19 protein-coding genes are annotated in these 24,499 nt (G+C 53.3%); 8 read left to right on the top strand and 11 right to left on the bottom strand.

Annotation, left to right across the window (positions count from 1 at the left end; all coding sequences use genetic code 11):
* The first annotated feature begins 42 nt into the window (after positions 1–42).
* Positions 43–1,935: a sigma 54-interacting transcriptional regulator gene (locus tag TY09_RS11160; RefSeq protein WP_147584660.1), complete on the top strand. Its 1,893-nt coding sequence runs from the start codon at positions 43–45 to the stop codon at positions 1,933–1,935.
* Between the two features lie 204 nt (positions 1,936–2,139).
* Here the strand turns inward: TY09_RS11160 and TY09_RS11155 are convergent, their stop codons facing one another.
* From TY09_RS11155 to TY09_RS11135, 5 genes are all read right to left on the bottom strand, one after another.
* Positions 2,140–2,844, bottom strand: a complete 705-nt coding sequence (locus TY09_RS11155; protein ID WP_042434328.1) for an ABC transporter ATP-binding protein — start codon at positions 2,842–2,844, stop codon at positions 2,140–2,142.
* A complete protein-coding gene (locus tag TY09_RS11150) occupies positions 2,844–3,596 on the bottom strand; it encodes an ABC transporter ATP-binding protein (RefSeq protein WP_042434325.1) in 753 nt (250 codons plus the stop codon). Before TY09_RS11150 ends, TY09_RS11155 begins: the two co-directional genes overlap by 1 nt.
* The gene (locus TY09_RS11145; RefSeq protein ID WP_042434323.1) at positions 3,589–4,491 is read right to left on the bottom strand and encodes a branched-chain amino acid ABC transporter permease; all 903 of its coding nucleotides are present in this window, start codon (positions 4,489–4,491) and stop codon (positions 3,589–3,591) included. The genes TY09_RS11150 and TY09_RS11145 overlap by 8 nt, the downstream gene beginning before the upstream one ends.
* A gap of 12 nt (positions 4,492–4,503) precedes the next feature.
* Positions 4,504–5,379, bottom strand: a complete 876-nt coding sequence (locus TY09_RS11140; protein WP_042434321.1) for a branched-chain amino acid ABC transporter permease — start codon at positions 5,377–5,379, stop codon at positions 4,504–4,506.
* Between the two features lie 103 nt (positions 5,380–5,482).
* Complete coding sequence (locus TY09_RS11135; RefSeq protein WP_042434317.1) at positions 5,483–6,691, bottom strand: ABC transporter substrate-binding protein; 1,209 nt, start codon at positions 6,689–6,691, stop codon at positions 5,483–5,485.
* Positions 6,692–7,287: 596 nt separating this feature from the next.
* On the opposite strand from TY09_RS11135, the gene TY09_RS11130 reads away from it, so the two are divergent.
* From TY09_RS11130 to TY09_RS11100, 7 genes are all read left to right on the top strand, one after another.
* On the top strand, positions 7,288–7,377 hold the full coding sequence (locus TY09_RS11130) for a potassium-transporting ATPase subunit F (RefSeq protein WP_081487978.1): 90 nt from the start codon (positions 7,288–7,290) through the stop codon (positions 7,375–7,377).
* Positions 7,374–9,056 carry a potassium-transporting ATPase subunit KdpA gene (kdpA, locus tag TY09_RS11125; protein WP_042434312.1) on the top strand — a complete coding sequence of 561 codons (1,683 nt, stop codon included), beginning with the start codon at positions 7,374–7,376 and terminating at the stop codon, positions 9,054–9,056. The genes TY09_RS11130 and kdpA overlap by 4 nt, the downstream gene beginning before the upstream one ends.
* 18 nt (positions 9,057–9,074) lie before the next feature.
* Complete coding sequence (gene kdpB / locus TY09_RS11120) at positions 9,075–11,132, top strand: potassium-transporting ATPase subunit KdpB (protein ID WP_042434311.1); 2,058 nt, start codon at positions 9,075–9,077, stop codon at positions 11,130–11,132.
* A 25-nt stretch (positions 11,133–11,157) separates the two neighbouring features.
* Positions 11,158–11,712 carry a potassium-transporting ATPase subunit KdpC gene (gene kdpC, locus TY09_RS11115; protein ID WP_198133655.1) on the top strand — a complete coding sequence of 185 codons (555 nt, stop codon included), beginning with the start codon at positions 11,158–11,160 and terminating at the stop codon, positions 11,710–11,712.
* A 135-nt stretch (positions 11,713–11,847) separates the two neighbouring features.
* Positions 11,848–14,541 (top strand): sensor histidine kinase, encoded by a 2,694-nt coding sequence (locus TY09_RS11110; RefSeq protein ID WP_081759652.1) that lies wholly within the window; start codon positions 11,848–11,850, stop codon positions 14,539–14,541.
* Between the two features lies 1 nt (position 14,542).
* On the top strand, positions 14,543–15,253 hold the full coding sequence (locus tag TY09_RS11105) for a response regulator (RefSeq protein WP_042434307.1): 711 nt from the start codon (positions 14,543–14,545) through the stop codon (positions 15,251–15,253).
* A 108-nt stretch (positions 15,254–15,361) separates the two neighbouring features.
* Positions 15,362–16,180 carry an undecaprenyl-diphosphate phosphatase gene (locus TY09_RS11100; RefSeq protein ID WP_042434304.1) on the top strand — a complete coding sequence of 273 codons (819 nt, stop codon included), beginning with the start codon at positions 15,362–15,364 and terminating at the stop codon, positions 16,178–16,180.
* 86 nt (positions 16,181–16,266) lie between these two features.
* Here TY09_RS11100 and TY09_RS11095 read toward each other — a convergent pair whose 3' ends face one another.
* From TY09_RS11095 to TY09_RS18615, 6 genes are all read right to left on the bottom strand, one after another.
* Positions 16,267–16,908, bottom strand: a complete 642-nt coding sequence (locus TY09_RS11095; protein WP_052335608.1) for an RraA family protein — start codon at positions 16,906–16,908, stop codon at positions 16,267–16,269.
* A gap of 29 nt (positions 16,909–16,937) precedes the next feature.
* Positions 16,938–18,872 carry an aconitate hydratase gene (locus tag TY09_RS11090; RefSeq protein ID WP_042434301.1) on the bottom strand — a complete coding sequence of 645 codons (1,935 nt, stop codon included), beginning with the start codon at positions 18,870–18,872 and terminating at the stop codon, positions 16,938–16,940.
* 94 nt (positions 18,873–18,966) lie between these two features.
* Positions 18,967–20,016, bottom strand: a complete 1,050-nt coding sequence (locus TY09_RS11085; RefSeq protein WP_042434298.1) for a lactonase family protein — start codon at positions 20,014–20,016, stop codon at positions 18,967–18,969.
* Positions 20,017–20,125: 109 nt separating this feature from the next.
* Positions 20,126–21,415: an SLC13 family permease gene (locus TY09_RS11080; protein WP_042434295.1), complete on the bottom strand. Its 1,290-nt coding sequence runs from the start codon at positions 21,413–21,415 to the stop codon at positions 20,126–20,128.
* Between the two features lie 490 nt (positions 21,416–21,905).
* Entirely contained in the window at positions 21,906–22,895 is a 990-nt protein-coding gene (locus TY09_RS11075; RefSeq protein ID WP_042434292.1) for a LysR family transcriptional regulator, read from the bottom strand.
* A gap of 196 nt (positions 22,896–23,091) precedes the next feature.
* Positions 23,092–24,499: ABC transporter permease (locus tag TY09_RS18615; protein ID WP_042434288.1), on the bottom strand; the 1,408-nt coding region annotated here is incomplete at its 5' end.

Raw genomic sequence — 24,499 nt, 5'->3', positions numbered from 1 at the left:
GAATTTCAAAAGTGAAATTCATGTGAAATGGAGGGCTTGTCCGTGAAAGAGATTCGCGACATCATGATATTTGCCGCGTCCGATGTTTTTACCTCTGTTGCAAGGCAGATTATCCAAAAGCGCCGCCTGACCAGCCGGGTGGGGATTATTGAGGCGACCGGAAAGCATACGATCCGCAATGCCAAAGAGGCTGTTTCCGCCGGGGCCAAGGTGCTGATTGCCAGAGGACGCAACGTGCGGCTTCTGGAGGAGAATGTGCCCATTCCGGTGGTAGATGTTCCATATCTTTACGAAGAAATCTATGAATCCGTTCAGATGGGCGATTGTGCGCCGGAGGAAATTGCGCTGATCGGGTTCGACAGTGCCTATGATACCATGCTGCGCTTTCGCCGGATTTCCGGCATGGATGTGCAGGTGATCGATCCCCAATCCCCGGATACCGTCGAGCAGGATATCATTGGCGAGCTTCGCCCCGGTACCCGCCTGTTGATCGGCGGATTTTCCGTAAAGCAGGCCGCCGATGCTCACGAGTTGCGCCATGTGATGCTGCGGGTTCACTCCGGCAATGTGGAAACGGCCATTGACCGGGCGATGAATATTCTGATGTCGATGGAGGCAAAAGATGAGTACCTTCAGACCATTCTGGCCACCATCAACGGAACACCCGACGCGATTTTGAACTATTCCCCCTCAGGGGAACTTCTTTTTCTGAACGATAATGCCAAGGCCCTGTTCCACAACCGGTCATCGGAAGAAATTCTGCGGCTTCTCTTTCCGGAAAAGGAGGCCGATCGGGTCCTGAATCAAAAGGAACCCATCCAGAAGTCGATTGTCAATCTCTTCTCTCGCGTGTATCTGGTGAACTGCAGGCCGATCATTGTGAATGCGCAGCTGAAAAGCGTGGTTATCATTGTCGGCAGCGGAAACCGAATTCAATCCGCGGAAAAACAAATCCGCATGAAGCTGAGTGAAAAATATCCGGCCGCCCGATATACCTTCCTGGATATTGTGGGAGAAAGTGCTCCCATCAAAGAGACGATCCGGCTCGGGAAAAAATATGCTGCAAGCAACAGTGCAATTCTGATTTCCGGTGAAACCGGCACGGGGAAAGAGGTTTTTGCACAAAGTATCCATAATGCCAGCGGCCGGGCCAACGAGCCTTTTGTTGCGATCAATTGCGCGGCCCTGCCGGAATCCATTCTGGAAAGCGAACTGTTCGGCTATGTAAAAGGGGCGTTCACCGGGGCCAACAGGGAAGGCAAAATGGGATTGTTTGAGCTGGCCCACGGCGGGACTGTGTTTCTGGACGAAATCGGCGAAATGAATATCGATGTTCAGGCAAAGCTCCTCCGTGTGTTGCAGGAGAAGGAGATCAGCCGCCTGGGCGATAACAAGATTGTTCCGATCGATGTGCGGGTCATCAGCGCGACCAACAAGAATCTGGAAGAGCTGGTTCAGGAGCGAAAGTTCCGTGAGGATCTGCTTTACCGCCTGAATGTTTTGGAGCTGTATCTGCCGCCGCTGAGGGAACGAAAAGAGGATATTCCCCGCCTGATCGAGCATTATACCAGAAAAAACTGCCCGGAGATCACGTTTAGCAAAGAAGCGGTCACGCTGCTGCAGGAGGGCGCCTATCCGGGGAATATCAGGCAGTTTTTTAATCTTCTTGAGCGGGCAATCACGCTGTCCGAAAGCACGTGTATCGGGCCGGACTGTTTGGAGGGAGTGATCCGGCGCCGCCCCGCGGCGGTCAGTGATACGCGGGCTGCTGTGGTGCCGCCTTCCCCTAGAGAATCCGTAATGGAGTATGAACGGGAGAAAATACAGGAGCTTTTGGCACGCAGCGGCGGCAACCGGGCACAGGCTGCCGCCGAACTGAATATCAGTACCACAACGCTTTGGAGGAAAATGAAAAAATACCGCTTGATTCCTTAATTGCCTGCAGCCGCAAACCAGAGTGCGCCGTAGCACGCAGGCCGATATTGCGCCAGTCAAACTCCAATGGTTCATCAGCAGAGTAAGTCTGATATAAAAGCGGCTCCCCATATAGGGAGCCGCTTTTATATGCGCTTGGAAGGAAATAAACACAGATAGCTTAATTTTTAATCGGTATATCGGATTTGATAATACTTTAAAATCTTAGCTCCCTAAGTACGCTTTTTGCACCATGTCGTTGCTGCGCAGTACTTCCGAAGTGCCTTCGAGAGTGATGTTGCCGGCCTCGATCACATATCCGCGGTAGGCGATCTTGAGCGCCTTGTTCGCGTTCTGCTCCACCATCAGGATCGTGATGCCCGACTCATTCAATTCTTTGATGATCTGAAAGCAGGTATTCACCATAATGGGCATCAGCCCCATAGATACCTCGTCGATCAGCAGCAGGCGAGGGGAGAGCATCAGAGCGCGGCCGATGGCCAGCATTTGTTGTTCCCCGCCGGACATTGTGCGCGCCAGTTGATTTTTACGTTCCCCCAGCCGGGGAAACATCTCGTACACCTTTTGCAGATTGGGCCGTATCTGCTTGGTATCCGGCAGACGGTACGCGCCGATCCGCAGATTTTCCTCCACCGTCAGGTCCCCGAAGACGCGCCGGCCTTCCGGCACATAACCGATGCCCATCTCCGCCCGTTTATGTGCGGGCAGTGCTGAAATGTCCTGCCCGTCGTACAAAATGTTCCCGGAATGAAGCGGAACCAGACCCATGGTGGCTTTGATCAGCGTGGTTTTTCCCGCGCCGTTGGGCCCGATGACCGACACCAGCTCGCCCGAATCGACCTTCAGGTTGATTCCATGGATGACCTCCATCATCCCGTAAGAAACATACAAATCTTTCATTTCCAGCATCAGTCATCCTCCTCCCCTAAATAGGCTTCGATTACCTGCGGGTCTCCTTGTATTTGTGCAGGAATGCCCTCGGCGATTTTTTTGCCATAGTTTAGAACTGCGATCCGGTCACAGACCTTCATCGTGATAGGGAGGTTGTGTTCAATGAGGACAATGGTCTTTTTTTGTTCCTTGAGCTGCAGGATTAGCTCCGTGATCTGGTTGATCGCAAAGTTGGACAGACCGGCGGCAGGCTCATCCAGCATAATGAGGAGTGGGTCGGTGACCAGAACACGGGCGATTTCCAGGCGGCGCAGGTAGCCCAGAGATACATCACGGGCCTTTTTGTCGCGCAGCTCTTTCAGTCCGACCAGCTCCAGCACGGACTCAGCCTTCTCCACCACTTCGGGGGTATGGCTTTTCCTGAAATAAGAGCGTACGCCGGTGTATTCGTGGATTCCGGCTGCGGCTACCACGTTGTCCAGAATGGTCAGGTCCTTCAGGGGCTTCGAGATTTGAAAGGTGCGGGCAATACCCTTGCGCGCCATTTCGTGTGCGGGCAGGCCCTGTACCTCTGCTCCGCGAAGAAGCACCTTGCCCCCGGTGGGCTTATACACCCCGCAGATGGCGTTAAACAGTGTGGTTTTGCCCGCTCCGTTCGGCCCGATGATACCGAGCACCTCTTCGTCATACACGGAAAGAGTAAGGCCGTCGATGGCTTTCAAACCGCCGAAATACATTTTCAGCTCTTCCACGCGCAGCAGCTCATCCATGGCTCTGCCCCCCTTTCTTTGGGAACAGGGAGACCCTGATTTTCGCAAAGGCCCGCATCAGGGGGCTGCCGTCGCCCAGCAGACCCTCCGGCATAAAGCGCACCATCAGCACCAGAAGGCCGCCGTAAAGCAGATTGCGGTAATCCGAGGCGGAGCGCAGCAGCTCTGGCGCCACTCCCAGCAAAATCGCACCCATCAGGGGGCCGCGGATCGTGCCGAGACCGCCTACCACGACCATCGAAAGGATCTGTATGGAAATCACGAAAGCAAAATCCGAAGAGAAAATGAAGCCCATGCGGTGCGAGTAGATTCCCCCAGCCAGTCCGGCAATGGCGGTGCCGAGGATAAAGCTGAGGATTTTATATTGGCTGACGTTGACGCCGAAGGAGCTGGCCGCTTTTTCGTCGTTGTTGATGGCGGCCAATGCAATGCCGAACCAGGAACGCCTCATCTTGACGATCAAAAAGCATACGGCAATTACAACAAGGACAGCAAGGAAGAAAAACTCCCGGTTGCCCATGCGCTGCCCGAACAAATACGGCTTCTTGGTGGCAAGGCCCAAAGACCCTCCGAAAATTTCCAGATTGTTGAACAGCGCCACCATGACGAAGTTCAGGCCGATGGTGGTAATCGCCAGAAAGTCATTCTGCACGCGCAGGCTGGCGATACCCAATATGGCGCCGCAGATTCCCGCAATGATCAGGCAGGCGGGCAGCGCAAGCCAGAAATTGAGCCCGGCGTTCGTCAGGAGCGCGGCGGAATAGGCTCCAATGCCGAAAAAGGCGGCGTGGCCCATCATGGCCTGCCCGGCATAGCCGGTGATAATGTTGAGCGATAGCGCCAAAATACTGAAAATGGCGACATTTGAGGCGATCGAAAACAGATAGTTGGTCATTTCCCCACCCCCTTATGTTTTGTTTTTCTGACTGATCAGACCGGAGGGCTTGATCAACAGCACGATGATTAATACGACAAAGGCAATGGCATCTTTCGGGATGGGGATTTGGGTATATACGGAGGCCAGCACCTCGGTCAGGCCGATGAAGATTCCGGCAATGACGGTTCCAAAGGGATTTCCCAGTCCGCCCAGCACGATGATGGCCAGCATCTTATAAGAAGGCACCTCGCCCAGAGCGGGAGTGATCGAATTGTAAAGAATACCGACCATGATACCCGCGGCGGCGGCAAACCCGTAACCAAGAACGTAAGAAAGCGCCATTGCCGAACTGGTATCCACACCGACCGCTTTGGCGATCTCGCTGTCTTGCGCAGTAGCGCGCCAGGCCAGTCCCAGCTTGGTTTTGTTTAGAATAAACCACAGGATCAGCAGCAAGGTCGCCGTGAGCGCAAAAATCAGGATCCAGCTGGGCAATATCACCAGACCGCCGATGCGGTAGGACTCTACGGGAAAAGAAAAGTTATACGCTTTGGTTCCAGGCCCCGCGATAAGGCGAACCAGATCGTTGCTGATGGTGAACAGGCCGACCGACGCCACCAGAGGAATGATTGCAATCACCTGCGGCTTTGCAAGAATCGGACTGTAAACTGTTTTCTGCAGCAGTACGCCGAGCCCCCCTGCCAGCAGGATCGCGCCGAGAAAGGTCAGGATAATGTTGCCGGTAGAAAGGTAGATGTACCAGCCCACATAAGCGCCGATCAGGTAAGCGGCCGCGTTCGCAATATCAAGAATTCTGAGGATACCGTAGATCAGTGTCGCGCCCAAAGCGGTAAGAGCATAGAGACTGCCGATCATCAGTCCGTTAATTAACTGTTGCGTAATCATTTTCGTCCACCACTTCTCTTTGGGAGATTTTTTACAAAAAGGAGGCACCGCCGCGATTGGCGACGCCTCCTTCTCCATTTTGGTTTATGGGAGCGATTTCGGTTTAATAGTTGGTCGGGTCAATGATCTTGGAATCATCGATCACAGCAAATCCATGGAACGCGCCTTCCTGCACCTGCTGAATCTGAACGGTCTTTACGGCCGAGCGGGATTTGGTGTAGTAGAGCAGCTTGCCGGTAACCGTTTCAAAATCCTTCATGCTGCTGATGTAATCGCGCAGTGCGGCGCTGTCGCCGGTGCCCACTGACTCAAAGCCGGCAAACAGCACCTGAAAGGCGTCATATACGGATGCGCCTACCATGTCGGGCTGCATTTTGTACGCGGCTTCGTATTCTTCGATATACTTCTGCGTGCTTTCCAGCTTGTCGTCGCGGTTCATATTGGTGGTGATGTACAGTCCGTTGGCATACTCGCCGGCTGTTTGCAGCAGCTGCCAGGAGTCGGCCCCCTCCGTGCCCAGAACGGGAACCTTCAGGCCCTGCAGCGCGGCCTGCCGCACTACTTCGGAGGCGTGCGCATAGTAGTTGGCGCTGTAAATCATGTCGACATTCAAATTTTTGATTTTAGAGATGATGGACGTGAAATCATTGTCGGACATCGCCACATAGTCTTCCGAAACGATTTTTGCGCCGTTGGCTTCGGCATAGGACTTAAAGTATTTCGAAAGCTCCTTGCCGAAATCCAAATCCACCCCGATAATCGCGATCTTCTTCGCTTTCAGGTTCTCCACGGCAAATTTGGCGCCGGCAGTCCCCTGCACCGAGCCGGGGAAGGACTGCGAGAAAATGAAATCGCCGGCATTAACCACGTCGGGGTGAATCGCGTAGGCGGCGACCATCACGATTCCCGCATCCTGAAAGATGGGAGCGGCAACACGGGTAGGGCCGGAATAAGAACCGGAGACAACAGCGTCCACCTTGTCGGCGGTAGAGAGCTTTTCGGCGATATTCGCTGCCTGGGTATTGTCCAGACCGTCGTCATAGGCCACCAGCTCAACCTTGCGGCCATTGATGCCGCCGGCGTCGTTGGCGATTTTCACAGCCAGCTCGGCGGACTGACGCGCGCTCTGGCCATCGGCGGCGGCAGCGGCGGCGGATTCCGGTGTGAAAAACCCAATACGGATCGGGGTGTTAGAATCTCCTCCGGAAGAGCCTCCCGAAGAAGCAGCGCCTGCCGCCGAACCGCCGGATGCGCACGCGGTAACGGACATCAGCAAGGACAAAGTCATCAGGACTCCCAACAGTTTTTTCATGAATACTTCCCTCCTGTTTTTCTCAATACGAGAGGATGAATCGACTGGATACTGGTTCAACCGGCGCTGCGGGGTGCAGCCCCATGCTGTCATTGAAAATGACTGCAAAGGGTGCGGTTCGGTCAGTGTTACCCGGCTCGCCGTATCGGATCATCCTGTCCTATATTTATGAGGCATGTCAGCTGTTGAGACCTGCTCTTGAATTTTCTGCATTCTAAAAACTTCTGATTTCAGCTCACAAAAAGTCTAACACAAAAGCCGGGGCAGCGATCCTTTTCGGGTCGTCTGCTCCGGCTTTCGCGGGTTTATGAACAGCGCTTTTGATATAGAACGATCTCTTGAAACACGATCTTGCCAATTTCTTGACGCGGGGCGTTTTCATCTTGACACCGTTTTGATTCCTTTTCTGATAGGATGGAAACTACCGGAATAGTGAGGATGTGAGGGTAGAACAATAGAGACAGTCGAATCAAATTTTAAGGCCTCTGAAATTCGGGTCATTTTCCATCCGGTTTTGAAATCCTGGTGGTTGAAAATGCCTGAAAGAATTTAGACGGCCTATGTGTGCAAAGAAAGAGAGATTGGGAGATGAAAGAATGGGGATCGTTTTTATCGCGGTAGGGCTGATCGGCGTGGCCCTGCTGGTTTATCTGTTTTACGTTCTGTTTCGAGGTGATGAGTTATGAGTCGTATGGTTTTGCAGGACATCCTTTATATTGTTATTTTAATTGGATTATCTGTTCCGCTGGGCAGCTATATCTATAAGGTGATGACGGGGCAGAAGGTGTTTTTAACGCGGGTGCTTGCCCCCGTGGAAAAGGGAATTTACAGGATGATGGGCGCTGTGCCGGACGAAGAAATGAGCGCGAAAAAATATGCACTTTCCGTTCTTCTGTTCAGTGCGGCCGGTTTTCTTTTCCTGTTTCTTTTGCTGCTGATTCAGGGCTTTCTGCCGCTGAATCCCGAAGGGATGAACGGCACCAGCTGGCACCTGGCGTTTAATACAGCCGCCAGCTTTGTTTCCAATACAAACTGGCAGGCCTATGCGGGCGAATCCACACTGTCTTATTTGACGCAGTTTTTAGGGCTAACCGTTCAGAATTTTGTATCGGCCGCAACGGGAATCGCGGTTCTTTTTGCGCTGATCCGGGGCTTTGTTTTAAAGCAGAAAAAGACCCTCGGCAGCTTTTGGGTCGATCTGACAAGATCGACTCTCTATATTTTCATCCCGCTTTCCTTCGTCGTGTCGCTGCTTTTGATTTCTCAGGGAGTGGTGCAGACCTTCGGCCCTTATCACGAGGCTGCCATGCTCGAAACCGGGGCTGCACAGACAATCCCGCTGGGCCCCGCGGCCAGCCAGATCGCCATTAAGCAGCTTGGCACAAACGGCGGCGGTTTTTTCGGGATGAACTCCGCATTCCCGCTGGAAAATCCCACACCCTTTTCCAACTTCATTCAGGCGTTGTCCATCCTGCTGATTCCGGCTGCGCTTTGTGTCAGCTTTGGAAAGGCCGTAAAGAACGGGAAGCAGGGGAGAACGATCTATATTACCATGATGATTTTCTTTGCGGCGGCGATTGCGGCCGCCACAGTAAGCGAACAGTTTGCCGCCCCTGCATTTCAGGGGGTGGCGGTCTCCGGCAGTATGGAGGGAAAAGAAGTGATCCACGGCGTCGGCGCTTCCTCTTTGTGGGCAGCTGTCACCACAGCGGCCTCCAACGGTTCAGTCAACGCGATGCACGACAGCCTGACCCCGCTCGGGGGGATGGTCTCCATGTTCCTGATGCAGCTGGGGGAAATCGTGTTCGGCGGTGTGGGCAGCGGGCTTTACGGCATGCTTGCGTTCGTGCTGCTTACGGTGTTTATCGCGGGTCTGATGGTCGGCCGCACACCGGAGTATTTGGGCAAAAAGGTAGAGCCGTTCGATATGAAGATGGTGTGCCTGATTGTTCTGGCGCCCCCGCTGCTGACGCTGCTTGGCACCGCGGCCGCCGTCGTCAGTCCCGGCGCCGTCTCGTGGCTGACCAATTCGGGCGCTCACGGATTTTCAGAGATCCTTTACGCTTTCTCCTCCATGGCGAATAACAACGGCAGCGCTTTTGCCGGTTTTCGTGCGGATACCGTATTCACCAATGTTTTGGGCGGGGTGATTATGCTTCTGGTTCGGTTCATTCCCATGACGGCGGTGATCTTTCTCGCCGGGAATATGGCGCAGAAGAAAACAGTGGCCGCGGGGGAAGGAACCTTATCCACCAGCAACGGCACCTTTGTCGGGCTTTTGATCGGAGTGATCCTGATCATCGGCGCGCTGAGCTTTTTGCCCGCACTGGCACTCGGCCCGATTGCCGATTTCTTTACGACGTGATCTTAGAAGGGGATTCAAATGGAAAAGAAGAATGTAGATAAAAACATCTTTGCGGATGCGCTCCAGCAATCCTTTGCGAAGCTGTCTCCCCGCGTGCAGGTGAAAAATCCTGTGATGCTGGTGGTTTATATCGGGGCGGTCCTGACGACCGTATTGTATTTTCTCTCTTTTGCGGGGCTCAAGGATGAAAACGCGGGCTATACCCTCGCCATCGCGCTGATCCTGTGGTTTACCGTTCTGTTTGCCAACTTTGCGGAGGCTATAGCCGAGGGGCGCGGTCGCGCGCAGGCCAACAGCCTGCGCAGCGCGAGAAAAGACGTGAAGGCCAAAAAGCTGAAATCTGCGGCCAATACGGAGGAATATACCGAAGTTCTCTCCAACGCGCTGAAAAAGGGGGACATCGTGTACGTGAAGGCGGGCGAACAGATCCCGATGGACGGGGAAGTGATTGACGGAGCAGCCTCCGTGGACGAGAGCGCCATTACCGGGGAATCCGCGCCCGTCATCCGCGAATCCGGCGGTGACCGGAGCGCGGTAACAGGCGGAACCACGCTGGTATCCGACTGGCTGATCGTCCGGGTCACGGCGGAGGCCGGGGAAAGCTTTCTCGACAAAATGATCTCGATGGTGGAGGGCGCCGCCAGAAAGAAAACACCCAACGAGATCGCCCTGCAGATTCTGCTGATTACCCTCACCATTATTTTTCTGGTGGTCACGGCGACTCTGCTGCCCTTTACCAGCTTTGCAAGCGCGCAGGCCGGCGCGGGCTCGGCGATTTCCATCACCAACGTCATTGCGCTTCTCGTGTGCCTTGCGCCCACCACGATCGGCGCGCTGCTTTCCTCCATCGGCATTGCGGGCATGAGCCGCCTGAATCAGGCCAATGTTCTGGCCATGAGCGGGCGCGCGATCGAAGCCGCCGGGGATGTGGATGTGCTGCTGCTGGATAAAACCGGAACCATTACCTTGGGGAACCGACAGGCCAGCGAATTTCTGCCTGTAAACGGCGTTTCAGAACGGGATTTGGCAGACGCCGCGCAGCTCTCCTCCCTTGCGGATGAAACCGCGGAGGGCAGAAGCATTGTGGTGCTGGCCAAGGAACGGTTTGGAATCCGCGGCCGCGAACTTTCCACACTGGGAGCAAACTTTGTGGAATTCTCGGCAAAAACCAGAATGAGCGGCATCGACTACCAGGGGAATCAAATCCGAAAAGGCGCCGCCGATACCGTCAAAGCGTTTGTGCTGCAAAAGGGCGGCGAATACCCGCAGGAATGCGAGCAGCTGGTACAGCGCGTGGCGGGCGCGGGCGGTACGCCGCTCGTCGTCGCGAAGAACAATCAGGTGCTGGGCGTGATTTATTTAAAGGATATTGTGAAGAACGGCGTCAAAGAGCGCTTTGAGGACCTGCGCAGGATGGGCATCAAAACCATCATGATCACCGGCGACAACCCCATGACCGCCGCGGCAATCGCCGCCGAAGCGGGCGTGGATGATTTTCTGGCGGAGGCCACGCCGGAAGCGAAGCTCTCTCTCATCCGGGACTATCAGTCCAAGGGGCATCTGGTCGCCATGACGGGCGACGGTACGAATGACGCGCCCGCACTGGCGCAGGCGGATGTCGCGGTCGCGATGAACACGGGTACACAGGCCGCCAAAGAAGCGGGCAATATGGTGGATTTGGATTCCAGCCCCACCAAGCTGATCGACATCGTGCGGATTGGCAAGCAGCTCTTGATGACCCGGGGTTCTTTGACGACCTTCAGCGTGGCCAACGACGTGGCCAAGTATTTTGCTATTATTCCGGTGCTGTTTTTCGGGATTTACCCGCAGCTTGCCGCCCTGAACTTTATGGGCCTGACCAGCGCCGCAAGCGCCATGCTGTCGGCGATCATCTATAATGCGCTCATCATTGTCGCGCTGATTCCACTGGCGCTCAAGGGAGTAAAATACCGCGAGCTGCCCGCCGGGAAGCTGCTGAAACGAAATCTGCTGATTTACGGGCTGGGCGGGATTACCGCTCCTTTTCTCGCGATCAAGCTGATCGACATTCTTCTGACCGTTTGCGGTCTGGCATAAAAGGGGGAGAGAACCGATGAAAAGCATGAAATTACTCAGGCCCGCACTTGTGTGCTTTGCCCTGATGACGCTCTTGTGCGGTGTTCTTTATACCGTGGTGATCACGGGCGCAGCCCAGCTCTTGTTCCCCAATCAGGCGAACGGCAGCATCATTACCGTTACCCTCAAGGATGGAACGAAAAAAGAATACGGCTCCGAGCTGATCGCGCAGGAATTTACCGGGCCGGAATACCTGGTCGGCAGGCCTGCCGGTGTGACGAATCTGTCCCCCACGAGCGAGGAGCAGAAAAAGCTGGTGGAGGAGCGCATTGACTGGTGGCATTCCTTCGACCCCGGCAACACGGCGGATATCCCGATGGATTTGGTGACGGCCTCTGCCAGCGGCGTGGATCCCAATATTTCTCCGGCGGCGGCGGAATATCAGGCGGCCAGAATCGCCGCCGCCAGAAATGTGCCGGTAGAAGAGGTCAGGCGTATCATTCAGACCTATACAAGCGGGCCCTTCCTTGGGGTGATCGGCGAACCGGCCGTCAACGTTTTAAAGGTGAATTTGGCTCTGGATGGTTTGCTTTCGAGCTAATTTATTTTAAAACAGTGTGGGGCATGGATTTCTCCCCCCGCCACAGGCGGGGGGAGAAATCCTCCATTTTATTAAAATGGCATGACTGTAATTGCCAAAAGTGGTATGATATTTTGAAAAGGCGGTGAGTTTTAAGTGGAAGCCTTTGACCTGAGGCCGGACCCCGACGCCATTTTAGAAGAGCTGGAAACGGACCAGGAGCAGCGGCAGGGCAGGCTGAAAATCTTTTTCGGCTATGCCGCGGGCGTAGGCAAAACCTATGCCATGCTGGAGAATGCGCAGGAGCGCTATAAAAGCGGAATGGACGTCCTGGTCGGCTACATTGAGCCGCATACCCGCCCCGAGACCATGCAGAAGCTGCATGGTCTTCCGGTGCTTGCGCCGAAAACAATATCCTACCGCGGGATCGAGCTGAAGGAGTTTGATCTGGACGAAGCTTTGAGGCGCAGGCCAGAGCTGATCCTTGTGGATGAACTGGCCCACACCAACGCGCCGGGCGCGCGCAACAAAAAACGATATCAGGATATTGAAGAGCTGCTCGGGGCCGGAATCGACGTGTATACGACCGTAAACGTTCAGCATATGGAAAGCCTGAATGATATCATTGAGAACATCACCAAAATTCAGGTGCAGGAAACGGTGCCCGATTCTGTTTTCGACCGCGCCGAAACAATCGAGCTGGTCGATATTGAGCCGGATGAACTCCTGCGGCGCTTTGAAAGCGGGAAAATCTATCGTCCGGAGCGCGCGGAAACAGCGATGCGGAATTTTTTCACGCGAAAAAACCTGCGTCTTCTGCGCGAAATCGCGCTGCGCTGCACAACGGATAAAATCAGCTTTGAGAACCAGAACGAGCGGAGCCTGTCCGACAAAATGGCGAACACCAAGCTGCTTGTCTGCATCGGAGCATCGCCCTCGTCCGCAAAATGTATCCGGTGGACGGCGCGGGCGGCGGAGGCTTTCCACGCAAGCTGGGTCGCGCTGTATGTAGAGGACATTGAAAGCGAGCAGATGACCGCAGAGCAGCAGAAAACGATCCGGGCCAATATGGATTTGGCCGAAAAGCTCGGCGCGGAGGTTGTCAACCTGACGGGGCACGATATTGCGGTTACCGTTGCGGAATATGCAAAGCTTTCCGGCATTACCAATATTGTTGTCGGCAAAAGCAGAAACAAAAAGACGCTGAAAAATCTGTTCGACATAGATTTTGAAGATCATCTGATTGCGCTTCTGCCCAGCATCGAGGTGCACATCATTCCCGGGGGTGCGGTCAAACGAGCCTATAAGAGGCCGCGCCAGAAGGTGAAAACGGAAAATTTCCGCTTATCGTGGGCGGACGCGATCAAATCGGTTTTGATTTTGGCGGCCGCTACTCTGCTTTGCTTTGGCATCCACCGGCTGGACGTGATGAACCAGAACATTATTATGGTGTACATTTTTTCTGTCCTGCTGATTTCACGGGTGACGGAAGGGTATGTCTATGGAATTGCCGCTTCCGTCATCAGCGTGCTGACCTTCAATTTCTTTTTTACGGAACCGTATTTTACATTCAATGCCATTCAAACCGCCTACCCGCTTACCTTTATCATCATGCTTCTGGTCGCTTTGATTACCAGTACCCTAACCGTGCGCATCAAAGCAGAGGCGCGGCTCGCCGTAAAGCGCGAGCACCGTACAGAGGTTTTGTACGAGATCAACAAAAAGCTTCTCGCAACCAGAGGGCTTGACCGCATCGTGGCGCTGACAAACGATTCTCTGGTCAAGCTGTTCGGGCGCTCTGTCGTGTTTTTCACGGTTGACCCCGAGCATGGGGAGGACGGTACCGTGCTGCAGACAGCCGATGATATCGACGCGACCGTCCTGAATACCTCGGATGAAAAGGCGGTAGCGCACTGGGTGTTTCTCAATCAAAAGCGCGCCGGCGCCGGAACGGATACCCTCATGGGTGCGGCGGCGTTTTATATGCCGGTGATCTCTCAGGGAAAGGTTCTGGCGGTGTGGGGAATCTCCTGCTCCAAGGGGACGCTGGATCATAGCACGCGCCTGTTCCTGCGCATGATCGCCTCACAGGTCGCCATGGCGCTGGAGCGCCAGCATCTTTCCGACGAGCAGAGGAACGTGATGGTGGCGTCGGAAAAGGAAAAAATGCGCAGTACCCTTCTGCGCGCCATTTCTCATGATCTGCGCACGCCCCTCGCCGGGATTCTGGGTGCCAGCTCCGCCATTCGCGAGAACGGCAGCATGCTGGACGAAAGCACGCGGGACAGTCTGGTAGCCAATATTCAGGAGGAATCCCAATGGCTGATCCGCATGGTGGAAAACCTGCTTTCCGTTACGCGGATCAGTGAAAACGCCTCGAATCTGGTGAAAAGTCCGGAGGCCGCGGAAGAGGTTGTGGGGGAGGCCGTCAGCCGCATCAAGCAGAGGTTCCCGCAGCGTGAAATTCTGGTTCGTGTTCCGGAAGAATTTCTGGAGGTCCCCATGGATGGAACCCTGATCGTACAGGTGCTGATCAATCTTCTGGAAAACGCCATCAAATTTTCTCCCAACGATTCTGCGGTTGAAATCCATTTGGAAAAGGAAGAAAAGTCGGCAAAATTCGAGGTGCTCGATCGCGGCAGGGGGATTTCCGGCGAGGATTTTCCCTATCTGTTCGCAAGCGATACGCCCGGCAAAAGCAGAAGCGCCGATTCCTCCCGGGGGATGGGGATCGGGCTGTCGATCTGCAAAACCATTATTCAGGCGCACCAGGGCACCTTGGAGGCCGAGAACAGGGAGGGCGGCGGAGCGGTGTTCCGCTTTACCCTCCCGCTGAAAGGAAGTGAATGACTTGGACATCAAGCCGACGGTTTTGATCATTGAGGATGAGGATGCCATCTGCAATTTTATATCGGCCATTTTAACCTCCAATCAGTATCAGGTGGTAAAGGCCAAAACGGGGAAGGAAGGTCTTTCACTGTTCACCTCTCATGTTCCGGACATCGTCCTGCTTGATTTGGGACTGCCGGATATCGACGGCACCGAAATCCTTCGGCAAATACGCGAATGGTCTAAAACGCCCGTCATTGTGGTTTCGGCCCGCGGGCACGAGCGCGAAAAGGTGTCCGCCCTCGATTTGGGCGCCGATGATTATATCGTAAAGCCGTTTGGAACCTCTGAGCTGCTGGCCCGGATCCGCACGGCCATGCGGCATAGCTTGCAGTCAGCCGGCACGAACGCGGCGGGGGAAGAAAAGGTGACCATCGGGGAGCTGGAAATCGATTATAACAAACGAACGGTATCCAGAGCCGGGGAGCGGATTCACCTGACCCCCATAGAATATAAAATTTTGGTTTTGCTGTCTCAAAACGCGGGCAAGGTGCTCACCCACGATTTTATCATACGGGAGGTATGGGGCGTTTACACCGATGAAAGCCATACCCTGCGCGTCAACATGGCCAATATCCGCAGAAAAATAGAGGCAAACCCCGGGGCACCCAAATACATTCTCACAGAAATGGGCGTCGGATACCGAATGGTAGAAGAACCAGTTGAAAAATAAACGATTCTATTCTATGATAGAGCGAAGGCAAAATTGGATTTCGGCGATCGGCGGCAGGAACCGGCACCCTTTTGCTTATCCTAACAGAATTGGAGCCATAACAGAGGTATGAATGTAGTAGAAATTTTAAAAGCAGTTTTTTTAGGCATTGTAGAAGGAATCACCGAGTGGCTGCCGATCAGCAGTACGGGCCATTTGATTCTGGTGGATCAGTTTTTAAAGCTGAACGCATCGGCAGAATTCAAGGAGCTCTTTTTTGTGGTCATTCAGCTGGGGGCGATTTTGGCCGTCATCGTGTTTTACTGGAAAAAGCTGTGGCCGTTTTCGAACGAAGGAAGATTGCATATTGAGAGCGATACGATTTCCTTATGGATGAAAATAATTGCTGCGTGTATCCCGGCCGCAGTCATCGGGCTGTTGTTCGACGACCCAATCAACGCTTTGTTTTATAACTACCAGACCGTATCCTTCACGCTGGTGCTGTACGGTATTCTGTTTATTGTCATTGAGAACCGCCACAGGGATTCCTCTGCCAAAATACGCGATGTCAGCCAGATGAACTACAAAACAGCGCTTTTGATCGGGCTGTTTCAGGTTCTTGCGCTGATCCCCGGCACCTCCCGTTCGGGAGCAACGATCATCGGCGCGATGCTGCTTGGCACGTCCAGAGTCGCGGCCACAGAGTTCACGTTTTATCTGGCGATCCCGGTGATGTTCGGTGCGAGCCTGCTGAAAATGGTAAAGTACGGCCTGCCCGCCACCAGCCTGGAAATGGCGGTTTTGCTGGTGGGTACGCTGGTGGCTTTTCTCGTATCGCTGCTTGCGATCCGGTTTTTAACGGTCTATATCAAGCGGCACGACTTTAAGGTGTTCGGCTGGTACAGAATCGTTCTCGGCATCCTTGTGATTCTGACCTTTGTGTTTTAGCCGGAGATAAAAAAGACACCCGCAAGGGTGTCTTTTTTATGACCTAAGAGTTTGTTTTATAGATGAATGGACTGTGTTGACCTGTTTTATTGATCGGAGCCGGCCAAAATGCGCTTTATTTTTGCTCCATCCTGCGCTTTTTTCTCATTTGCTTTCTGAATGACTTCAGAAAGCTTCTGCGCCGGGATGACAACCACTCCGTTTTCGTCCCCAAACACAATATCTCCCGGGCAGACCGTCACGCCTGCGCAGAGGATCGGTACATTGACCTCTCCGCCGCCCTGATGCTTACTGGCCTTTGGAATCACATGCTTCGAGAAAACAGGGAATCCCAAGGCTCTGATCGAGGTAATATCCCGAATGGCACCGTCTGTCACGAGCCCGCCGATCCCCTGCTTGATTGCGCGGATGGTTTTTACATCGCCCCAGACAGCCGAGCTTTCGGAGCCGCCGGTGTTGATCACCAGAATATCTCCGGGTTTTGCCTGCCCGACCGCTTCCCCCGTCAGCAAGCTGTCACCGGCAGGAAGCTGAATCGTGACGGCAGGGCCAATCAACCGGGAAGCCGGGTCGATCGGCCGGATGGAAGAGTCCATCCCATTTTCGCCCTGCATGGCGTCGGAAATTTCTGTCGTGCTCAGCGCGGCCAATGCCGAAAGCTCCCGACTTTGCCGGATTGCCTCCTTGGCCTGCTGTGTTAGTGCCTGGATAGTATGTTCGAAATCCAAAATGATCCCTCCCTGATAAGAATCCGTGATTACAATGACTTTCTTCGTTTGTTTTTGACCACATTGATGGTGCCCCCGGCCTTGACCGAATCCAGATCGGCCTGGCAGAGGGGAGAGGTGACGAAAAACTCGGTCTGAGAGGTTTCATTCTTTACGAGGTATTTCTTCCCCTCGATTAGTTCCGACGTGTCGATCGTCAGGGTGTCGCCCTGGCGGATGGCGTCATAGTCCTCCGGGTTTATGAAGGTGAGCGGCAGCAGCCCCCAGTTGACCATATTTGCCATATGGAGTCTGGCAAAGCCTTTGGCGATCACCGACCGGATACCGAGGTATCTGGGAACAATGGCGGCCTGCTCGCGGCTCGAGCCCTGTCCGTAATTCAGCCCGGCCACCAGAATCCCGCCGCCGGCCGCCTTGGCGCGTTTCGAAAAGGTTTCGTCGATGACGAGAAAAGCATATTTGGAGATCTCCGGAATATTGGAGCGGATCGGCAGATACAAAGCGCCCGCAGGGCAGATATGGTCTGTGGTGATGTGGTCGCCCAGCTTTAACTGTACTGTTTTTTCGATGCGGTCCTCCAGAGCGGGCATTTCCGGAATTGGCCGCAGGTTCGGCCCGTACCGCACCTCGATTTCCTCCGGATGCTCGGAGGGCATGAGAAAGAGGTTGGAGGGGTGAATCATCCGCTTGGGCATTTCGTAGTGAAATGCCGGGAGCTTCAAATCCCTCGGGTCGGTGATCACGCCGGTCACAGCCGAGGCTGCCGCTGTTTCGGGAGAGGTCAGATAGACCTGATCGTTTTTTGTTCCGCTGCGCCCTTCAAAGTTCCGGGGTGTGGTTCTCAGCGATACGCTACCGGTGGCGGGGGCAAAGCCGCAGCCGTTGCAGCCGCCGCAGATCGGCTCAAAGATGCGCACACCGGCATCCGCAATGGTGTCGTACGCGCCCCTTGCAATGCTTTCGCGCACGACGGTTTGAGTGGACGGGTACAGCCCAGCGCTTACATCCGGGTGGATCCTTTTTCCCTTTAACATATGCGCGATGGAAAGAACATCGTTCAGAGCCGTATTGGTACAGCTTCCCAGCATGACCTGATCAACCTTTAAACCGGCGACCTCCCTTACCGGTACGACGTTGTCCGGCTGAGAAGGCAGGGCGATCAGCGGCTCGAGCTGAGAGAGGTCGATCTCGATCACTTCATCGTACTCTGCGTCCTTGTCGGTCTGCAGCGGAACCCACTGCTCCTCCCTGCCAAAGGCCCTCAGCCATTCGCGGGTGTTCTCATCGCTGGGGAAAACGGAGGTGGTGGCGCCGGTTTCCGCACCCATGTTGGTGATCGTTGAGCGCTCGGCGACATTCAGTGCTTTGACCCCCGGGCCGGTGTATTCCAGTACCTTCCCGACTCCGCCCTTAATTGAAATCCTGCGCAGTACCTCAAGAATCACATTCTTGGCAGAAACAAACGGCGGCAATTCTCCCGTAAGGCGGATGTTTATTATGCGGGGCATGGTAATGTATAAGGGCTCCCCGGCCATTGTCAGGGCGCCGTCAAACCCGCCGACGCCGACGGCGAACATCCCGATTCCCCCGGCGGCGACGGTGTGGGAATCGCCCCCAACCAGTGTTTTGCCCGGTCTGGCCCAGTACTCCAAATGCATATGATGACAGATTCCGCTGCCCGGCCGCGCACAGATGACCCCAAGCTTGGAGGTGATGTCCTTTAAAAAACGGTGGTCGTCTGCATTTTTATAGTCGGCCTGGATCATGTTATGATCGATATACTGCACGGAGACTTCGGTATTGACCTTTTTCACGCCCATAGACTGGAGCGCCAGATAAGACATGACCGCGTTTAAGTCATGCCCCAGAGTCTGGTGTGCCCGAATTCCGATTCTGCTTCCTCTGGTCATTTCTCCTTCCACTAAAGAATTTGAAATAAGCTTTTCGGTGATTGTGAGTCCCACGGTAAGACCTCCATTAAAATTTAGACTGCTTTGCTTATCATATCTTTCTATAAAATTCTGAACTTACCGCAGTACTGCGGTAAGTTCAGAAGAGCTATTCCGAAAAAAGAATGCAAACCGGACTTTCGGTTGGAATGGTTTTTCCGGCGTAGCGCGGAATCCCTGTTTGCGGGTCGATCCGGAAGGCAACGATGGTGTCGCTGTCTTCGTTTGCCACATACAGAAGCTCACCGGAAGGGTCCATCGTAATAAAACGCGGCGTTTGCCCCAGTGTTTCCGTAAATCCTACACCGCGCAGGTACCCTGTGAACGGATCGATCGAGTAGACCGCAATGCTGTCGTGGATTCGGTTAGAGCAATACAGAAAGCGTTGATTCGGATGAATGATGATTTCGCTGGCCTGCCCCTCTCCTGTGTAGGTGTCAGGCAGAGAGGAAAGAGACTGTTTTGGCTCAAGGGTTCCCGTCTGCTCATCAAAATAGCTGAAGGTGACATTATTTCCCTTTTCGTTTACCTGATACACATAACGGTTATTCGGGTGAACCGCAACATGGCGCGGTTCATCCAGCGTGCGGGAAGCGAGCTGGCAGGTCAGGGAAAGAGAGCCGTCCTCCCCGACCCGAAAAACGTCGGTTTGTCCAAAGCCGGTGGTGCGGCCCTGCGCGGGCGCGAAAAGGAACGATCCGCTTTGGTCCAGAATGCACTGATGCGGGAGAGAAAGCTCAGTTTCGCTGTTCCCCGGAACGGCGGCTTCATGGATTGGCCCGGAAAGGCTGCCGTCGCTGTTCCTTTGCAGGGTAGCAACCTTACCCCCCTGCAGGGTGGCAACAAAGCAGTACCGGTTCGTCTGATCCACCGTGATAAAAACGGGATTCTTTCCTCCCGCGCTCACGGAGTTCAAAAATTCCAGCCGTCCGGTTTCCTTGTCGACCCGATAGGCGCTGACCAGGTTCTGATCCCCGTGTACCGTATATAGAAAGCTTCCGCTCCGGTCAAAGCACTGGTAAGACGGATTTTCAATATTTTCAATCAGCTGAATTTCCTGCCATTCCAGTGTTTTGTGATTCACCCGGTATACCTTCAGCCCCTTGCCGCGCGCGTTTCTCTCTCTGGTCGTTCGGCAGCCGACATATGCAAAACTCATAGTAACCATCCTTATGATAAATTATTTGCGAAGAGCATAGAAAATTGCGTTGGCTCTCCGCAGATTGGTTTTTTGAAGCAGTCTTTCGCGTGATCCCGCGAATCTTCGGTCAAATGCTGCAGATCAGGCGAAATACGCCGGAAACGCCAAGAATAAAGATAATGCCGAGGGCCACGAAAGCCCAGATCCAATATGCGACAAATACCTTATTGATATCGTATTTCTTCTCTTCGTTCGCCTGGGAGGAGGAAAGTGCGCCCAAAGACAGCGCGCCTGCGGTGGAAATAGGGCATATGCCGGTCATTGTACCGCCGATGACTGCCGCCGCGGCCAGCTCGATCGGCGAGACGACGCCGTTAAAGTTTGCAGCAATGCCGCTGACGGTTGGAACCAGTGTTGGGAACACTACGCCCAGACCCGAACTGAAAAACGACATGATCCCTCCTGTAAGGCCCATAATCGCGCTGGCGGTATGTACATTCATCACGGAGCTCAGCGCGGCGGTAAGGGTGTCGATTCCGCCCGATTCTACAATGATATTCATCAGCATCCCAACTCCAAGCACATCCATCAGAACACTCCACGGGATTTTTCTGATGCATACGCTTTCGTCTGCGACGCCGAACAGCAGGATGATCGTGCCGACCAGAAACGAGATCAGTCCCACATTTCGTTTCAGAACAAGGCTGCAAACGATCATAAGGATCAGTCCGACGAGGGAAATGATCTGGTTCCTGTTAAAACGCAGGATTTCCTGATTCAGCACTGCTCCCGCCTCTGCCTGAAGCTTTTCTACCTTCCAGCCCTTGTAATAGACATAAGCGAGAACGGTCATCACCAGAGAGGATACAAATATGCAGGCCCATATGGGGAGTATGTTGCCGTCAAGGCCCTGTTTGGTCAACAGATTAGCCACAAGGAGCCCCTCCGGAGTGATGGGCGCCATTCTGCCGCCGAAACAACCGGACATGCCGATTACTGTCAGCATGATGGGGCTGTAGCCTGCCGAGAGAGCGATCGGTACGGCAAGAACGGGGATGATTGCCAGAATCGGAATAGAACCCGGGCCGATTGCGGACAGAATAAAACCAAGACAGTAGATGACAACGGGAATAAACCAGATCGAGCGTTTGAGGGATAACGAAACAAATATTTTAGCAATTTTGTCTAATGTGCCATTTTGGGTCAGTATGCCGAACAAATAGGTAACGCCTGCCATTGTGACAAAAAGAGAACCGCTGAAGCCCTCGATGATCGTTTTCTCCTTGATCCCGTACATCAGGCTAATAATGACTGCCAATCCGATGGATGCGATACCTACGTTGCTTTTCCAAATACAGCCGACGGCGATCGCCGCGATCAGAGCAATTAAGGATACAATGCCTAAGCTTGCTGACATTCCAATGACTCCTTCACAATCGTTATATTTTTCCTGGAATTCGCAGATTGAACGCTTTTTTCGCTCCTCCTTTGCTGAATTGCACACAGATTGCCGGCTTTCTGTATGTTGCGGATTTTAGTGGGGATTGGTGGAAATAGCTAATATTGTGCGACTTATTAAGTCTTAAATTGATCATATCATGGTTACGATTTTTGTGAAATGCCAATATGTATATGCAAAACATGCGCGAAATGGCATAACGCTGCCGAAGAGATTATTTTGTATAAGAAAAATAGGAAAAGTAGATAAACATACGTGTCAAAAAATATTCAATCGCAACAAGAAAGCCCTGGAACGCCGGGCATGCAAAATTTTTATAGCTGTTATATCGAAATAAACATATGGCGGATGTAAAATACCGTCTCAGTTCCGCGCATTGCTGTGGAACATAAAAAAGCAGCCGCTCTTCAAAACGAAGAACGGCTGCACCGGTACGCGTGAAAAAAGATCAGTGTGTTGAGCTGCCTTGCGGATCGGCCTGATGGTTTCCGCTGGCTTTTATGGTATAGGGCGGTTTTGAAAAAACCTCACCTGCGATTTCGAAGAATGCTTTTTCCACCTCGCTTAAATAAGCGTCTTTGCGGTAAAGCGCCAAAATGTCCCACTGAACGGGATGGTCGGCAAGAGAATAGATATCCACATCGGCCTCGCAGTTGGCCAGACCGATTGTCATAGCGGGCACAATGGTTACGCCAACCCCTGAAGCCGCAAGACGGCACGCGCAAACATTGCTGTTGATTTCCATAAAGAGGTTGGGCTTGATCCGGTAAGAAGCGAACAGATAATCCAGAAAGGTTCGCAGCGCATGCCCTTTCTTGAGAAAGACAAACGGAAGGTCTTTGATTTGATCCAAATTGACCGCATAGGGAGCGTCTTCCATCAAATGCTCCTGCTTCACAACATTCCTGGGCGCGACAAGGAATAATTCCTCCCTGTAGATGTGTTGGGAGGTCAGTTTGGTCTGGTTTTCCGTATTGATCTTCTCATGCTTTCCAAACGGGAGGATTGCAAAATCCAGCTGCCCTTTCAAAATATCGCTGATGAGCTGATTACCCTTGCCGGTGGAAACCTGCACCTGAATTCCGGGGAACTTTTTCTGAAAGTGAGGCAAAATGAGCGGAAGCATATAGGTGCAGCGCTCGAACGGAAAGCCGACCCGGATCCGACCCTTCCTGTTTTTAGAAATATCGCTTAAATCCTTGGTCATATTGTTTGCCATCATCAGGATCTGCCGGGCGTGCCTCACATATTGCTCGCCTGCAAACGTAAGGGAAAGCGGCGACGTGGAACGGTCAAACAGCTTTACACCGAGCTGGTCTTCCGCTTTGGAGATAAAATGGCTCAGAGCCGGCTGCGAAATATACAGTGCGTTTGCGGCCTTTGTGATGCTGTGATACTCTGCGACGGTACAGATATAGGTCAATTGCTGCATGTCCATTTTCGTGAACCCCCTCAAAACAAGCTATCATACTTATCATAATTTGTCAATAAAGCCTAAGTTGGGCTTTGTGCAAGAAGAGCCCGTCTGACGCGTTAAGCGAAAGACAGGCTCTTTTGACCTCTTTGCCCTTGGTCGGGCCGGTGGATATTGACTTACTTAAGCGGACACCTTGACGCAGGAGCTGAACAGAGTTTTATTTTGCGCCGCTGACGATGTCGTAATACGCGCGGGACGTAATGAGATAGACCAGTACGTAAAACAGGGCAAATATCAGGTAGCACACAATGGAAACCACGATGAGAAGCGTCGTGTTAAAAAGGCCGAACAGCAGCAGAAGCTTTGAGATGATCGGGAACGCAAAGGCTACGTGTACGCCTGCCGCAATCAGAGGGAGGAAGAACACGGTGAGCACCTGCGAATTGATGCTCTTTTTGATCTCCCGCTTTGTCATGCCGACCTTCTGCATGATTTCAAAGCGGCTCTGATCCTCATAGCCCTCTGAAATCTGCTTGTAGTACATAATCAGTACAGCGGCAAACACGAAGACGATCCCCAGCAGAATACCCAGGAAGAGCAGCCCGCCGTTCAGGCCATAGAATTCCGAGCGGTTGATCGCGAGGCTTTCGACATGTACGGAAGCAAAATCCGGGTCCTCCTGCTGAAGCTTCTGAATCTTCTGCGAAATTTCTTCCCGAATGGCGATTTCCTCAGAATCGTCGCAGGAAAGATCAAATCCGTAAAAATCGGACTCGGCAGAAATCTCATATTCCGAGTAGGTTTTGGCCCATTCACGAAATACCTGACGTTCCTGTTCGAAATCCGGAACGATCAAGAACAGGGACGGGTAGATCTGCGCGGCGTCAGCCCCGTTTTGTAAAAACTTCGGGACGATTTTCTTGATTTTTTTGGTGCTTTCCTTCTGCAATGCAATGGTATCGTTGGTATAGTCGGTCTTTGTGCTGCACAGAAGCACCTCATCCGCGGCCAGAGCCTCGTTTGAGCCGGTCAGGCGGTTGTATTCGTCCAGGGAAAGGACAAATACCTGGCGAATCAGGCCGGTGTTTTTCAGCGAAGAGGAATCCAGCATGCCGCGGTTGAAATTGAGCCTGTTATCCTCAAGAACCGCCGCCAGGCTGAGGTAACGATACTGCAGGAAATTTTCCTGCAGCAGCTGGTGCTTTTTCAGCACATCCTCCGCAGCCTGATGCACCTGATTGGTCTGAGCTTCTTCAAGGGTGCTGGTTTGGATCGTAATATCCCTGGGGTAGCGCCCGTGCAGGGAATCCTCCGTTCCGACGAACAGGCAGACGGTGGAGGACATCATGACAAGTACCATCGTAGACAGGATGCAGATCGAGGCCAGGCCAGCGCCGTTGCGCTTCATGCGGTACATCATGGAAGAGACCGAAACAAAATGGCGCGTCTTATAATAATAGCCTTTGTTTTTCTGCAGAATCTTGCAGAGCACGACCGAGCCCGCTATAAACAGAAGGTAGCTTGCAACGACCACCATGGCGGCTGCCCCGAAGAACCATACCAGAGCGGCGAGGGGGTTCTCGATGGTAACCGACACATAGTACGCGACTGCCAGAATGACTACA

The organism is Faecalispora jeddahensis, assembly GCF_000577335.1.
Classification (GTDB): Bacteria; Bacillota; Clostridia; order Oscillospirales; family Acutalibacteraceae; genus Faecalispora; species Faecalispora jeddahensis.
Note: the sequence above shows the minus strand (reverse complement) of the source record. Positions and strands in the feature narration are given on the sequence as shown.

Coding starts and splice junctions, on each gene's coding strand:
- TY09_RS11155 (WP_042434328.1), bottom strand. CDS start 2,844: ATGCTGGAAATGAAAGATTTGTATGTTTCTTACGGGATGATGGAGGTC.
- TY09_RS11135 (WP_042434317.1), bottom strand. CDS start 6,691: ATGAAAAAACTGTTGGGAGTCCTGATGACTTTGTCCTTGCTGATGTCC.
- TY09_RS11085 (WP_042434298.1), bottom strand. CDS start 20,016: ATGAGTTTTGCATATGTCGGCTGCCGAACGACCAGAGAGAGAAACGCG.
- TY09_RS11145 (WP_042434323.1), bottom strand. CDS start 4,491: ATGACCAACTATCTGTTTTCGATCGCCTCAAATGTCGCCATTTTCAGT.
- TY09_RS11150 (WP_042434325.1), bottom strand. CDS start 3,596: ATGGATGAGCTGCTGCGCGTGGAAGAGCTGAAAATGTATTTCGGCGGT.
- TY09_RS11140 (WP_042434321.1), bottom strand. CDS start 5,379: ATGATTACGCAACAGTTAATTAACGGACTGATGATCGGCAGTCTCTAT.
- TY09_RS11080 (WP_042434295.1), bottom strand. CDS start 21,415: ATGTCAGCAAGCTTAGGCATTGTATCCTTAATTGCTCTGATCGCGGCG.
- kdpB (WP_042434311.1), top strand. CDS start 9,075: ATGGAAAAGAAGAATGTAGATAAAAACATCTTTGCGGATGCGCTCCAG.
- kdpA (WP_042434312.1), top strand. CDS start 7,374: ATGAGTCGTATGGTTTTGCAGGACATCCTTTATATTGTTATTTTAATT.
- TY09_RS11100 (WP_042434304.1), top strand. CDS start 15,362: ATGAATGTAGTAGAAATTTTAAAAGCAGTTTTTTTAGGCATTGTAGAA.
- TY09_RS11075 (WP_042434292.1), bottom strand. CDS start 22,895: ATGGACATGCAGCAATTGACCTATATCTGTACCGTCGCAGAGTATCAC.
- kdpC (WP_198133655.1), top strand. CDS start 11,158: ATGAAATTACTCAGGCCCGCACTTGTGTGCTTTGCCCTGATGACGCTC.
- TY09_RS11130 (WP_081487978.1), top strand. CDS start 7,288: ATGGGGATCGTTTTTATCGCGGTAGGGCTGATCGGCGTGGCCCTGCTG.